At 58.3% G+C, this 14836-nt stretch carries 10 protein-coding genes; 4 read left to right on the top strand and 6 right to left on the bottom strand.

Annotation, left to right across the window (positions count from 1 at the left end; genetic code table 11):
* Window positions 1-126 precede the first annotated feature (126 nt).
* On the top strand, window positions 127-4740 hold the full coding sequence (locus C5L13_RS16680; protein ID WP_105384421.1) for a MupA/Atu3671 family FMN-dependent luciferase-like monooxygenase: 4614 nt from the start codon (window positions 127-129) through the stop codon (window positions 4738-4740).
* Between the two features lie 2 nt (window positions 4741-4742).
* On the top strand, window positions 4743-5393 hold the full coding sequence (locus tag C5L13_RS16675) for a 4'-phosphopantetheinyl transferase family protein (RefSeq protein ID WP_105384420.1): 651 nt from the start codon (window positions 4743-4745) through the stop codon (window positions 5391-5393).
* Between the two features lie 7 nt (window positions 5394-5400).
* Here C5L13_RS16675 and C5L13_RS16670 read toward each other — a convergent pair whose 3' ends face one another.
* Window positions 5401-6201: a WecB/TagA/CpsF family glycosyltransferase gene (locus C5L13_RS16670; protein WP_105384419.1), complete on the bottom strand. Its 801-nt coding sequence runs from the start codon at window positions 6199-6201 to the stop codon at window positions 5401-5403.
* A 282-nt stretch (window positions 6202-6483) separates the two neighbouring features.
* On the opposite strand from C5L13_RS16670, the gene C5L13_RS16665 reads away from it, so the two are divergent.
* On the top strand, window positions 6484-7686 hold the full coding sequence (locus C5L13_RS16665; RefSeq protein WP_105384418.1) for a glycosyltransferase family 2 protein: 1203 nt from the start codon (window positions 6484-6486) through the stop codon (window positions 7684-7686).
* 21 nt (window positions 7687-7707) lie between these two features.
* Here C5L13_RS16665 and C5L13_RS16660 read toward each other — a convergent pair whose 3' ends face one another.
* Window positions 7708-9297, bottom strand: a complete 1590-nt coding sequence (locus C5L13_RS16660) for a GMC oxidoreductase (protein WP_105384417.1) — start codon at window positions 9295-9297, stop codon at window positions 7708-7710.
* Window positions 9298-9622: 325 nt separating this feature from the next.
* Between C5L13_RS16660 and C5L13_RS16655 the strand changes: the two genes are divergently transcribed.
* Window positions 9623-11062, top strand: a complete 1440-nt coding sequence (locus C5L13_RS16655) for an exopolysaccharide biosynthesis polyprenyl glycosylphosphotransferase (protein ID WP_105384416.1) — start codon at window positions 9623-9625, stop codon at window positions 11060-11062.
* Window positions 11063-11077: 15 nt separating this feature from the next.
* Here the strand turns inward: C5L13_RS16655 and C5L13_RS16650 are convergent, their stop codons facing one another.
* Genes C5L13_RS16650 through C5L13_RS16635 form a run of 4 tightly spaced genes read right to left on the bottom strand, consistent with a single transcriptional unit; the run spans window position 11078 to window position 14741 of the window.
* Window positions 11078-12322 carry a type III PLP-dependent enzyme domain-containing protein gene (locus C5L13_RS16650; protein ID WP_105384415.1) on the bottom strand — a complete coding sequence of 415 codons (1245 nt, stop codon included), beginning with the start codon at window positions 12320-12322 and terminating at the stop codon, window positions 11078-11080.
* Window positions 12322-12555 (bottom strand): acyl carrier protein, encoded by a 234-nt coding sequence (locus C5L13_RS16645; RefSeq protein WP_105384414.1) that lies wholly within the window; start codon window positions 12553-12555, stop codon window positions 12322-12324. The genes C5L13_RS16650 and C5L13_RS16645 overlap by 1 nt, the downstream gene beginning before the upstream one ends.
* A complete protein-coding gene (locus C5L13_RS16640; protein WP_105384413.1) occupies window positions 12552-14186 on the bottom strand; it encodes an AMP-binding protein in 1635 nt (544 codons plus the stop codon). The genes C5L13_RS16645 and C5L13_RS16640 overlap by 4 nt, the downstream gene beginning before the upstream one ends.
* 27 nt (window positions 14187-14213) lie before the next feature.
* Window positions 14214-14741, bottom strand: a complete 528-nt coding sequence (locus C5L13_RS16635) for a serine O-acetyltransferase (protein ID WP_245571308.1) — start codon at window positions 14739-14741, stop codon at window positions 14214-14216.
* Window positions 14742-14836 lie beyond the last annotated feature (95 nt).

The raw sequence follows: 14836 nt of genomic DNA, 5'->3' as shown, positions 1-14836 counted from the left end.
TGATGCCGCCGGCGATTCAAGCTTAGTCGCGATCATCCGGATGGCTGGCCTGGCGCATGTTGAAATTTGTACCGCCCGCCGGTTCTATCGGAGTTCCTTCGACGCAACAGAGCGGGGATGAGCTTCATGGGCGAGTTGACGAGTGTTCTTGTTGGTGACGGGTCGCTGCTCGTCCAATGCGCTGAGATCCTCAGGGCGCGCGGGCACGAGATTCAGACGATCGTCACGTCGAGCGAGCCGGTCAGACGATGGGCCGGCGTGGCGCAGATCCCCGTTGTCAGCCTCCATAGCGACTATGCCTCCAGCCTTGCCGACATCTCGTACGACTGGCTTTTCAGCATCGCCAACTTGACCATCATTCCACAGCCGGTTTGGCAACGCGCCCGCCGCGGGGCCGCTAATTTCCATGATGGCCTCCTACCGCAGATGGCGGGGCTCAACACGCCCGCATGGGCAATTCTGGAAGGTCACGACCATCACGGCGTGACTTGGCATGCGATCAATGAAGGGATCGACGAGGGCGATATCTACGCCCAGCAGGGCTTCGATATCTCTAACGACGACACCGCACTTACAGTGAACACCAAGTGTTTCGAGGCTGGTATCGCAACCTTTTCTACGATGCTCGATGATATCGAGCGAAATGCCTTGACCCCACGCCGGCAGGATTTCGGCACCCGCGTTTATTACGAGCGCCTAAAGCGTCCGGCTGCCGCGGCAACTCTTGATTTCTCCCTGCCCGCAAAGGCGCTTTCCCGCCTTGTCCGCGGTTTGGATTTCGGAAGCGGATATCTGAATCCACTCGCCACGCCTAAGGTTCGTCTCGGCGACCAAGTCTTCACCGTCGCACATTTCCGCGTGCTCGAGGGAGAAATGAACGGTGAGCCCGGCCTCGTCATGTCGGTTGGCGCCCACGGCGTAACGATAGGAACTGCGGACGCGCCCGTCCTGCTGGAAGCATTCCGGAAGGACGCCGCCGGCAAGGTTGCGCTGTCCTCGGTTTTGCGCCCCGGCGACCGGCTGCCGATTCTCGGCGAACGGGAAATGATCGCGCTGTCGGAAACGGCGGCAGAGCTCTCGCGACACGAAGTCTTCTTTCGGCGAACGCTCGAAACCTGCATCGACCTCTCCCTGCCGCAGGTCAAGGCGCCGGAGCAGGCGCCTGATATCCGCCCGAAATCCCTCTCTCTTCCGGCCGGGCTTGCCAGACCTGAACGGACGGCACTTCTCCTGACCTTCCTGGCCCGCTTTTCAGGGCAGACGGCATTCGACGTCGCTTATACGAACGACGGTCTCGTAAATCTCTCGAAACGCTATCCCGGCTACTTTGCGCCGTCGGTGCCGTTGCACATCGATGCCGCAGGCCACCAGACAACAGATGATCTGGCGAGCGAGCTTGATCGGAAATTGACGGAGATCGGTAAGCGCAAGGGTTACCCCAGTGATCTTCCCGATCGTTATCCAGGCATTGCGACGCCGGACCTGACGGTCGGCATCATGGACACGGCCGATCTAAGTCAGGCCCAAGCGATAACGGGAAGTGCCCTGACCTTCCGGTTGGGGGATAACGGCACCGACCTCCACTACGACCGGACGCGCATCGACGACCGGCAAGTGGAGGATCTGGTAAAGGCACTGTACGTCCTGGCCGCTGCGTTCAAAACCGGTGCCGTGCTGCAGGATCTGCCTTTGATGTCGGATGCCGACGCAAACATCATCCTTTACGATTGGAACGCGACGCAGCGGGAATACGAAACGACAGCCTGCGTCCACGAACTCATCGAACGTCAGGTTGAGCGCACGCCGGGCGCGGAAGCCATCGCGTTTCGCGGCCGCACGCTGACTTACCGTGAAATGGACGAGCGAGCGAACCGGATCGCCCAAGCACTTATTGCACAGGGTGTGGGACCGGATGTCAGCGTCGGTCTTTATCTGCCGCGATCGGTGGATCTCGTTGTCGGCGCTCTAGCCATCATGAAGGCGGGTGGCGCCTATATTCCTCTTGATCCGCATTTCCCCGCGGATCGGCTGGCATTCATGATCGAGGACAGTGGTGCGAAACTCGTCCTGACCGAGCGGAGCCTGGCCAAGTCGCCAATTCTCGCCGAGGCCAACTTCCTTTGCGTCGACGATATTCTCAGAAGCAATGCATCTGTCGAACGTCCGACGAGCGGGGTCGCCTCGAACAATCTTGCCTATGTCATCTATACCTCAGGTTCGACTGGCCTGCCGAAAGGCGTGATGATCGAACATCGAAACGTCGTGAACTTCTTCGTCGGCATGGACGAGCGGGTTCCGCGTGAGACTGATCGGCGGAATGTCTGGCTCGCTGTCACCAGTCTTTCCTTCGACATCTCCGTCCTTGAGCTTTTCTGGACACTTGCCCGCGGCTTCAAGGTCGTCATCCACTCGTCCGAAGTGATCGAGGCCAAAGCTGGAGGTGGCAGAACCGTTCCTGGAAGAACCACCAACCTCGATTTTGGCTTGTTCTACTGGGGGAATGACGGCGGTGCCGGGCCTGAAAAGTACCGGCTGCTCCTCGAGGGGGCAAAATTCGCCGATGCCAACGGTTTTGATTCCGTTTGGACCCCGGAACGGCATTTCCACGCATTCGGCGGGCCCTATCCGAACCCTGCCGTGACCGGCGCGGCAGTGGCCGCTGTCACGAAAAATCTCTCGATCCGCGCCGGCAGCTGCGTCCTGCCGCTTCATCATCCGGTGCGGGTTACCGAGGAATGGGCCATCATCGACAATCTCAGCAATGGCCGCGTCGCTCTTGCCTTCGCCTCGGGCTGGATGCCGGAAGATTTCGTCCTGCGGCCAGAAAACGCGCCTCCGAAGAACAAGGCGAGCCTGGTCCGCGACATCGAAACCGTCCGCAAATTGTGGCGGGGCGACAAGGTGGATTTTGATTTCGGCGGCGGCACGGTGGCCGTGGTCACCCAGCCTCGGCCCGTGCAAAAGGAGCTCCCCGTCTGGCTGACGACAGCGGGCAACCCCGAAACCTATCGGGAGGCTGCGAGGCTGGGAGCCAACGTTTTGACACACCTCCTTGGGCAGTCGATCGAGGAACTGGCCGACAAGATACAGATATACAGGGAGACGCTTGTCGAGGTTGGCCGCAACCCAAGCGACCACAAGGTGACGCTGATGCTCCACACGCTTCTCGGAAACGAGCGGGAAGAGGTCCGGGAATTGGCTCGCGGCCCGATGAAAGACTATCTGCGCAGCGCTGCCGCTCTGATCAAGCAATATGCGTGGGCATTCCCGGCCTTCAAGAAGCCGCAGGGCGTCGCCCAGCCGATGGATATCGACCTCCAGTCGCTGGCCCCGGACGAGATGGACGCCATCCTGGAATTTGCCTTTCTGCGTTATTTTGAAGACAGCGGTCTCTTCGGAACCGTCGAGGACGCGATGGAACGATTGGTGGAAGTCAACGCAATCGGCGTTGACGAGATTGCCTGCCTCATCGACTTCGGCCTGCCCGACGAAATCGTGCTGGAACGGCTTCCGCTGTTGGCTGAAGTGGTGAAAGCAAGCAAAAATCCTGTGAGCGATGATCCGATCGAGAGCTTCGCCGAGGCCATCCGGAAGCACAAGGTTACACATCTGCAGTGCACACCGTCTATGGCCCGCATGTTCATGATGGTCGATGAGGACCGGGCAGCGCTGAGCGACGTCCGGCACGTCTTTTTGGGTGGGGAAGCGTTGCAGGGTTCGCTTCTCGCAGCCCTGCGAACGGTCACGGATGCAACCATTGAAAACATGTACGGTCCGACAGAGACCACCATATGGTCGTCGACGTATACCGCCGGGCCTTCGATGGGCGTCGTTCCGATCGGCCGTCCGATTGCCAACACACAACTCTATGTCCTCGATAGCGTATTGAGGCCAGTCCCGCCCGGCGATATCGGCGAACTCTATATCGGCGGCGACGGCGTTGCGAGAGGGTACCTCAACCGCGAACAGCTGACCAACGAGCGCTTCCTCCAAAATCCCTTTGCGGAAGGCCGGATCTACCGGACCGGCGACCTTGCCCGTTTCGACAGAAATGGGATCCTCCACTTCCTCGGGCGAACGGATCATCAGGTCAAGATTCGTGGCCACCGGATAGAACTCGGAGAGATCGAAGCTCGGATCGCGACATTCGCCGGCATCCGGGAGGCAGTTGTCGTGGCGCGCAAGGACAGTCCGGGCGACGTGCGCCTTGTCGCTTACGTCAGAACCGACGGAACACACGTCTGCGAGCACGACCTGCGGGCTCATGTAGCAGAAGCCCTGCCGGATGTGATGATTCCCTCGCACTTCGTGACGATGGAGACGTTCCCGCTGACGCCAAATGCCAAAGTGGACCGCAACAAGCTGCCTCTTCCCACGGAAAAGGTTTCCTCGCCCGCGGTGACATTCATTGAGCCATCCAACAACCTGCAGCGGGAGATCAGCGAAGTATTCGGCCGGGCGCTCGGCTTGGAGAAGGTCGGCATATTCGACAACTTCTTCGCCCTGGGAGGGCATTCGCTTCTCGCCGTGCAAGTGCATCGAGAGATGAAGGCAAAGTTCGCGCCACAGCTGACCATTACCGACCTCTTCCGCTTCCCGACGGTTGCCCTGCTAGCCGAGCACATCTCCGGCAAGGGAAAAGCGGAATCGGAGCTGAGCAAGGTTTCGGAACGCGCCGCACTGCGCAGAAGCCTGATCGACCGACGCCTTGCCTTGGTCGGTGCGGACACGAAGGTCTAGCAATGCTGCTCGAGGGCATATTTGATGCTTCCGTTTCGGTAGCGGAGTCGACCCTGAGCGAAGACATCGCGACGCTTTATCCGGAAGAGCGGGTAGCAATGGTCGGCGCATACAAACGCCGGATACGGGAGTTTACCGCTGGCCGATCCTGCGCCCGCCAGGCCATGAAGCAATTGGGACTGCCCGAAATGGCGATACCCATAGGACCGGATCGGGCGCCGATCTGGCCGCGTGGCATCACCGGAAGTATCAGCCACTCGTCTACGCGATGCGCGGCCGCCGTTGCGCGGCATTCAGATGGCATCAAGGCCGTCGGTCTAGACGTGGAGGAGGAAACACCGCTCGATGCGTTTTTTGCAGAAGAGATATGCACGCCACGCGAGCGCGACTGGCTTGATCAGCAACCGTCGGGCAGGCGCGGCAGACTTCTGAAGGCAATCTTCAGCGCAAAAGAGTGCACCTATAAATGCCAGTACCAGCTTACGAGAAGGATGTTCGGGTTCGAGACGGTGCACATCGAGCTAAGCCTTGCGGAAGAGGCCTTTGCGGCATATTTCCACGTCGATGTACCGCCTTTCCGGCTCTACGATCGCCTGAACGGAAGCATCCGGTTTCGTGACGGACATGTCGTCACGGGCATGATTGTCCGTTAGGCACGGGTTAATACGGACCAAGCCGCTGCCCTCGTCCAGTCACTTCGTTGTAGAAAAGAGATGCCAGCGGCAAAACCGCGTGGACATATCTCCGCCACAACCTCTTTGGATCAGTGGCAAGCCTGTGGAGCCATTCGAGACCGACGTGCTGCATCCATAGCGGCGCCCGCCTTTTTGTCCCAACGAGGAACTCCAGCGAAGCACCCACACAGAACCCGATGCCCCGCGCTTCTGGATGACGCGACAGTTCATAGGCTATCTTCTCCGCTTGAGGGGAGCCGATCGCGATAAAGACAAACCGTGCTTCGGCGCGAGCGGCAAAATCGACGCACGCTCGCAGAGCCTCCTCGTTGTTCCACAGGCCCTGCGGTGGCAGGTGAGCACGGAACCTCACTTTGGGATACCGGAGACGGATATCGCGCACGACCGTTTCATCGGAGGCTATCAGCGTTATCAGATCGCCATCTCGAATGACGGAGTTGAAGATGCTCGCGGTGAGATCGGATCCGGTAACGACAGGCAATCTCAGGAAAAGTAACCGTGCAAGCCCGGCGATCGGGCGGCTGTCACAAACGGAAAGCCACGCCTGTTGATAATAGCCCCTGATTTGCGAATTTCCCTGAAGCCGAACCACATGATCGACGTTGGGGGTCACCACGTAGCGGAACCCCATTCCGGAGTGATTGTTGGCTACGAGGTCCAGCACCATTGAAGGCGTCAGAAGATCGAACGGCGTCCCCAGGAAATTGCGCCTGCCGCCCCGCCCGGGACGCTGCACTTCGTATGGCGGTGCTTCAATAACTGCCATGGCCTACATCTCCTGAAGCTTATTCAGCGCAAGCCGTCAGCTCACCGGGGGCTAGCCCGTTTGAGCTAAATACCTGCTTTAATTGAGTAAATTCTATTCTCTCTGGCTGTCGGAGCTCAATTGGCCCGATCCGCATCAAATGGGGGTAGGAACGACGGAAGCCTTTTCCGTCAGTCTAAAAAGGATGAGCCCGCCTTCGTTCAAACGTCGTAGTTCGGACGAACTCGCCCGCCGCGCCTTTCGATTAAGATGATCTCGAGATACCGCAGTCGGGGATAAGCCATGTCGCATTACCTGTTGAATTCTGCAGCGATCCTGTTGTCTATCGCCCTTTTGATCCCGACCGCCGTGCTTGCGGTCGAGTGTGTCGCCGGCAGCTTTCGGTCGCGCCGGAAATTGCAGCATCGGGAGATTCTGAGGCCGACGGTTGCGATTATCGTCCCCGCTCATAACGAAGAGCTGCAAATTCTCGACGCCGTGCGGAATATCCAGAGCCAGATGTACCAAGGGGACCGATTGATTGTGGTTGCCGACAATTGCAGCGACCTGACCGCTTCCCTTGCGCGCGACGCCGACGCCGAGGTCGTTGAACGTTTCGACGCAGTCAATCGCGGGAAGGGATATGCGCTCGATGCCGGCATCCGGCACCTTGCCAACGCGCCTCCGGACGTTGTGGTTGTCGTTGATGCCGACTGCTGGCTGGAGCCCGGAGCACTCGATGAACTGGCCTACATGACCGCTGCGACGAACAGGCCGTCGCAGTCCAGCTACCTGATGATCGCGCCGCGCAATGCGCGCATAAATCTTGCAGTCTCCGAATTCGCTTTTCTGCTCAAGAACCGCATCAGGCTCCTTGGACTTTCAAAGCTCGGCCTTCCAGCGCAGCTGACCGGGTCAGGTATGGCATTCCCTTGGGCCGTATTGCAGAACGCGCAGCTTGCGAACGGCAATCTGGTGGAAGACATGAAACTCGGCCTGGACTTGGCCCGGGCGGGCCATGCCCCGCTCTTCTGCGATGCGGCCGTCGTCAAGAGCACCTTCCCCTATTCCAGGGATGGCCTGCGCACCCAGGCGTCGCGCTGGGATGCCGGGCGTTTTGCGCTGACCCGGTCGCTACTGTCGGCATTGACATCCGCCGGCACCTTCAGGAAGAGAGATTATCTTGCCTTGGTGATTGACGCTCTGGTACCCCCGCTGACCTTGCAGGCGGTACTTCTTTTCCTGGCGCTGATGGCAAGCGCTGGCCTGGCGGCATCAGGTGCGCTCGATTTTCCGCTTTTGATCTGCATCGTAAATGTTCTGATATTCAGCATGACGTTAATTGTGATCTGGTGGTTTCACGGACGAACCGCGCTGCCGTTGCGCACCGTGATCCAGATTCCCGGATATGTGGCAGGAAAGCTGAAGCTCTATCCTCAGCATATCCTTGCACCCGTGAATGCCCAATGGGTTAGAACCAATCGGGACCGGCCGACGAGTGTGTGACAACGGAGTGTGGAAGCAGCATCAGCAAGCTGCGACGGAGCTCTTGTCGTCTTCCGACTTCTTCGCATTCACCTTCAAAAGCTCATCCGCAATATGCGCCCCCACCCGTAACGCGTTTGCGGCTATCGTCAGGCTCGGATTGGCTCCACCGCTTGTCGGGAAGAAAGACGCGTCGACGACATAGAGATTGGAAAGATCGTGCGTGCGATTGTTGGCGTCGACGACCCCATTCGAGGGTTCCGCGCCGAAACGGCAGGTTCCACAAGCGTGGCCGTAGTTCAGGTTGACCTCCGGGCCGAGAACCATCAGCCGGTGCCGCTTGAATGCCCGCCGGTAATGACGGCGGAATGCCTGGATCCGCTGCCGAAGCTCCTCGTGAATAGTGTACTCGAAAAACATACCGTTCGGTTCGTGAGGGTCGGGTTTCACCCGGTTTTCCGGATAGGGGAAATCCTCCATTATCGACGCGAATATCGTCGCCTTGCCGGATATCAACGCTCCGATCATTGCAGGAATGCGAAGGAAAGGCTTGAGTGGCTTGAGCCAGATCCAGCCGTTGCGATCGATCGCCGACTTCATGAAATGGAGAATGTTATTTGCGGTCGCGGTCAGGCCCGTTGATTGGATCACACCAAATTTCGTGCCATCGTGCTCATAGAAATCGCGTAGGGCGATCGACTTTCCAGGCGCTGAAACGCGCGTCAGGCCCCGCGGCCAGACGGCAAAAAAATCCGAAACGTGGAACATCAGATTTCGTCCCACGAGGTCGGATGTGTTGGCAACACCGTTTGGCCAAAATTCACTGGTGGAATTGAGAAGAAGCAAAGGCGTCGACAGCGCTCCGGCCGCCAAGACGTAAAACTTTGCCGCGATCGTGAAAACTTCACCATTTTTCCGGCAGGACAAGGCCGTGACCGCATCCTCGTGGGCTTCCACCTTTTCAACACTGCACTGATCCAGGATGGTGACATTACCTGTCGCGACGGCCGGCTCGATGAAGGCACGGCGCGCATCGAACTTGCAGGACTTATGGCAAACGGAACCGCCGCAATTGCTGCAGTCTTCAATATAACGACATGCGGTGTGGACCCGATAGGGATGCATGCCATTCGACTGCGCCGAATCGAAGAAATGCTGATCGCATCTGGTCATCACTGGAGGTTCGACGATATGCGACGTCGGTTGCAGCGGATCCTGAGTGCCTCGCACCTGTAGAAGATGCTCCGCCATCTGGTAGTACGGTTCGAGACTTCTATAGTCCATGGGCCACACCGGCCGGTCGAGATCGTCGGCAATCTGGAAGTCGACGGGCGAAAAGCGTTCCAATGCTGCGGAATAGAGAAGCGTCGAACCGCCGAGACCACATCCTAGTGCGGGAAAAAAGCGGACTGAGCGAGCATTGACCGAACCCGTTATCTGATGCGGCCATCGTCCGTGCCGCAGACGTCTCGCCTCATCGGACGTGTCCGGATCGTCGTCATCGTCTTGCGAAAACTCCGCAAGGCCTTTCTCGATAAGCAGCACTCGATGTCCTGCCGATGCCAATGCATAGCCTGCTGCCGCGCCACCCATCCCTGCGCCGACAATGGCAACGTCCCACTCGAACTCCATTACGCCCCCAATACCATCAGAGCTGTGGCGGAAGACCGGTCAGCCGCGCGATCCCCGTCGGCGGCAAGGGTCAGTGCTGCTATCGAATACCCGAGGTAGACAAAGTATACCTAAAGATATTCCACAATATAAATGATACACATATAAATTGCACAATTCGTGCGCGCGGTTGCGCAAGCGAATGATCTCTCACTTCAATATAACTATATACAGTTTCCCTTGTACAAAAAGTAGATAATAGGGACATCATTCTTAGGAGGTATCCAGGATACGTTGCCCCGCCTCTTTCCTCGGCTATACTTTCTGCTGGTGGGGGCCCTAAACGATGTTCACGCAAACGGAACCAAGTGTAGGCAGATACGACACGCCGATTGATCAGCCACGTCAACGGAGCGGTCTCGAATATCGTAGCATAGCCTATGTCGCTGCAGCGGCGGATTTCCTTTATCTCCTCGGCTCCTGCGCTATCGGTTTCACGGGTTATCAATATGTGGCTTTCGGTTCAGCACCCGATCCGTCGCTTTTCATCGGGCTCGGGCTCGTCATGTCGACGATCTTCCTGCTGGCGATGCACAGTACCCAAGCCTACAGCCCCGAAAGCATACAGCTCCTCAGGCCGCAGATCCGGCTCATCTGCATCCTGGTTCCGAGCACATTTGCATTCCTGCTGACCGTGATCTTCTTCCTGAAAATTGGTGAGAACTACTCTCGCGGCGCAATGCTCATTACAGCGGTCATCTCACTGGCCGGTCTGATCTCCATGCGCTGCTTTTGGCACTGGTATCTGCCGTCAGCGACCGCTGCAGCCTATTTTAGGATGAGGCGCGTCCTCCTGGTCTGCCACGAGGATTTCGCTGTCGAGCATTGGCGGCATGAGGCCATGGCAAGCGGCATGAGCCTCGTTCAGACTCTACATCTGTCCGGCGACAGCCTGCTCTCGGCTAGCGCCTTGGAGCGCCTGTGGCAGAGCGAAGCGGACCATCTTGATGAGGTTTTCATCGTCTGGCGCGATCCAAATGTCGCCAACCTGGAGCTTTATCTCAGCGAGCTCCGCCGCTCGGTATTGCCCGTCAACGTGATCTTCGACGGTGTCGTCGGCCGGCTCACCAACGCTCCGGCCCGCAAGCTCGGCAGCATGACTGCCTTCCAGACACAACGCCCGCCGCTCAGCCTCTACGAACGCGGCACGAAGAGGGCCTTCGATATCGCCTTCTCGCTCTTCGCCATCGTTTCACTGCTTCCGCTTCTGGTGGCGGTGGCAATCGCCATCAAGCTGGATTCCAAGGGACCCATCCTCTTCAAACAGGTCCGCAAAGGATATGGCGGCCGGCCTTTCCGCATTCTCAAGTTCCGCAGCATGACGGTAATGGAAGACACCGGCGACATTCGCCAAGCGACCAGAAATGATCCGCGGGTAACCCGAATTGGAGCGGTCATTCGAGCATCGAGCATTGATGAACTGCCGCAATTCTGGAATGTCCTTCGAGGTGAAATGTCGATCGTCGGTCCGCGCCCGCATGCGCTGGCCCATGACGCACTCTATGACTCACTGATCGCCAAGTACGCCTACAGGCGGCATGTCAAACCGGGGCTGACGGGATGGGCTCAGATCAACAACTGCCGCGGTGAGACCCCGAATATCGAAAAGATGGAAGAGCGCATCTTCCATGATCTCTGGTATATCAACAACTGGTCGTTTTGGCTGGACATGAAGATCGTTGTCCGGACGTCGATCCAGATCTGGGATATCGGCAAGGCCTATTGACGGATGTCAGAGCGCTCAGTGGGCCGCCAGCGGTAAGGCCCGGATATAGGTTATGTCGCGCAGACCGTCGGCCTCCACCATAACCTCGCTTGGCGGCGCATGGCTGATGAAATGAATGGGACTGGCCGTCAGTCCGTAGGCACCGCTGTTGTGGATGGCGATCAGATCACCCTCCTCTATCCGAGGTAGCGCCGCACCGATCGCCAGTCGATCTATGGAGGTGCAGAGGGGGCCGACAAGATTGACTTTTTCCGGCTCCCCGTAACCTCCCACCTTATGCATTGCGTAGTTGCGGTGCATAACCATTCCGAAATGGCCGGAGGCCGGCAAGTGGTTGTTCATCCCGCCGTCGCAGATGCCCATCCTTACGCCACGGGACTCCTTGATGGCGATGACACGCGTCAGGAAATATCCGGCTTCGCCGACGAGGTAGCGTCCGAGCTCGAGCACCAGGCGCGTATCGGTAAATCGTGGCTGCGAGGTGAATGCCTCGAGATCGATGGATATGCCGGCAGCGACGGCATCGAGATCAAGCGGCAGATCCCCGTCATGATACGGAATACCAAGTCCGGATCCGAAAACGAGTTTCTCCGGGGGCGGGAGGCCAGCCTCGTAGATCTCGCCGAATATCTGGAGAAAGTTTCGATAATTTTCGCAGATCGCTTCGGCCTTCAGGCATTGCGTGCCCGAATAGATATGAAGCCCGACGATCCGCAGATTGACGAGGCTCGCGATCCTTGGAATCTCTTCGGCTGCGACTTCCCAATCGATACCGAAAGCCGAGGGCCGGCCAGCCATCTGGTCGCCGAATCCCTTGGGGACTGACGGCGGTGCGACGCGGATAAGAACACGCTGCACGAGGCCGAGCTTCCGTGCCTCCTCGTCCGCCAGAACGGCTTCACGGACCGATTCCAGGATCAGTTCGCCCACGCCGCCTTCGATAGCTTCCCTGATCTCAAAACCGCGTTTCCCCGGGCCGGTAAAGCTGATCCGCTCCGGGAGCCATCCCGCGGCAAGCGCTGTCCTGAATTCGCCGATCGAGGAGACATCAAGGAACTCGACGTGGCGCCTCATGAAATCAAGCATGGCCGGATTAGGGTTGCTTTTTGCTGCAAAACTCAGCGCAAAACGGTCGCCAAACGCAGCCCGCAGCGCGGCCGCCCGATGTTCGATAGCTGATGCGATATAGACATAGGAAGGCGTGCCGAACGCCTCGGCCGCACTTTGTAGCCAGAAATCAAGCGGCGAAGAATAGTTCATCAGACACTGGCTTCGGCAAAGCGCAGAATGCGACCTGGCGTATCGAAGTTCTCAAGCGTCACATCTTCTGCACGGATGGAAATTCCGGTTGATTGCTCGATGAATGCCAGAAGGTTCACCATCGAGACGGAATCGAGCAGGCCGGAGGAAAACAACTCGCTTTCCCGGTCGGCGCCATCGATGCTCAGCGAATCCCGCAAGTATCCGATCAGCGCTCCATAGGTAAGGCTCATTGAACATTCTCCTCTGTCTGGTTCACGTTGATCTTGGCTTTGGTGGCGCCTGTGGCCGGAACGCCGCCACAATGCATCCATTCGCGACAAAGCCTTATGACTTCGGGCCGGGCGATTTTTCCGCTGGATGTCCGCGGCATGCTCTCCGGCCAGATATGGAACTGGCGCGGAACCATGTAGGAGGGCATGGCCCGCCGGCAGTAGAGAAGCAGAGCGTCCTCATCGAAGTTGCCGATCGGAAGAATCGCCACATGTACGGCCTGACCGAGATCGTCGTTCTCCACACCGAAGGCGACCGCCTCTGCGATCGCACCGCTGCGGCAGACCAGGTCCTCAATCTCGTCGGGACTGACGCGAAAGCCGTTCGTCTTGATCATCGCATCATTGCGGCCGATGAACCAGAGATCGCCATCGGCGTCGACTCTGACAATGTCCCCGCTATAGACAACGGGCTCGTCCCCGATCAAATGCCACAGCTCCGGGCACGGCCTTATTTTCTGCTCCGTCACCTCCGGCTTGCCCCAATAACCAAGGCTCACGAGCGGCCCACGATGGACGAGTTCGCCCTGCTCGCCGGGGTGGGCAATACCCTCACCGTGCTTGATGACATAAACCTCGGCACCAGGGATAGCTTGACCGATGGCACCCATCTTCCGTTGGAATTTTTCCGGAGAAAGATAGGTGGACCGGAAAGCCTCGGTCAGCCCGTACATCAGGTAGACATCCACATCGGGAAATAGCCGCGGGATTTGCTGCAGGATGTTGAGTGAAATTTTCCCGCCGGAATTCGTGATCCGGCGCAATGCCGGAAACTCGGTCGGTGTTTCCGCCAGCAGACGTACGATCTGGCTCCACAGCGGCGGCACCGCAGCCACGCCTGTTACCCGGTGTCTCTGCATCGTCAAGACGATTTCTGTGGCCATTGGTACCGCCTGATGTACCACTGTGCCGCCCATGATCATCATGGTCGTAAGCTGGTTTAGGCCATAGTCGAAACTGTAGGGCAGAACGCTGAGCAGACGATCGTCTTCCCTCAGATTCAAATAACGTGCCACGGACCGAGCGCCGGTTATGATGTTGCGGTGCGTTAGCATCACGCCCTTGGGCATGCCGGTGGAACCGGATGTGTAGATGATCATCGCAAGTTCCGTGTCGAGACGCGGCACCTCATCACCCGAAAGGCTTTCTGAAAGGTGATCCCATATGTCAAATACGGATTCCGCCGGCAGTTTACCTTTGACAAGAACGCTTTCTACCGTTTCGGGAAGCCGACGTGAGGCCAGCGCTTCGGCCACCCTTGCCTCGACGATCATCAGGCGCGCGCCGCAATCGGCGGCGACATATTCGAGTTGCTCGACGGTCCACTGGGTATTCACATTGACGATGACGGCTCCGACCTTCGCGATCGCGAACATGGCCGTAACCTCGGCGATACTTTTGCGGAGATGCACGATCACCCGATCACCTGGCCGGATATTGCGGCTTTGAAGGTAACCCGCCAGCTGGTCCACCTCGGCGGCAATTGCCGCGTAGCTCGCAGCCCGATGCCCGTCGATGATCGCCGGCTTGCCCGGCCGAGCATCGAGGTTGTCCGCCAGGAGCTGATAGAAGTTGGTGGTCAACGCGTTCATGGCAATTCCTCCAACAGGATCGCTTGGTCAGGTTTCTGCATCGCCCGTGTCCGATCCCCGTACGAACGGGCCAAGTCGAGGGTAAATCTTGGCTGGTGAGCCAACGGCGATCGAGTCTGAGGGTATGTCCGTGGTCACAGCGGTATTGGCCCCAATGCGCACTCTGTCGCCGATGCGGATATTGCCGAGAATGCTGGAATTCACGCCGATGAAGACATCATCGCCGATCTTCGGCACTCCGGCGATCATGTTCGTACCGATCGTCACATTGTGCATGATGCCGCATCGCTTCCCGATGACGACGTCAGGGTGAATGGAAATCGAACCCTCGGCATGAATGATATGGAACCCGTCTCCCAGGGAGACTTGGGCCGGAAGCCAGACACGGGTCACGGTCGAGACGACCATGCTGATCGCACCGTAGATCTTCTGAGCCACCCGCCGGGCCAGCCAGTTGTTGCGAGCATTCGCCCATCGGCCAAACCGATAGACCAGCAGCGTAGCGAAACCGGCATTCAGAATTCTGCCGCCATGCCGGTAGAAGTCCTTTCTCACCTGCTCCCGGAAAGAGACCGGCGCCGGCCGCATATGTGCGGAATCGCTGGAAACATCAGCAACATTGGATTGAGGATATAAGAAACGGAGCCGTG

It is taken from the genome of Neorhizobium alkalisoli, assembly GCF_002968635.1.
GTDB lineage: Bacteria > Pseudomonadota > Alphaproteobacteria > Rhizobiales > Rhizobiaceae > Neorhizobium > Neorhizobium alkalisoli.
The sequence above is the reverse complement of the archived record's forward strand: the minus strand, read 5'-3'. Positions and strand labels throughout refer to the sequence as shown.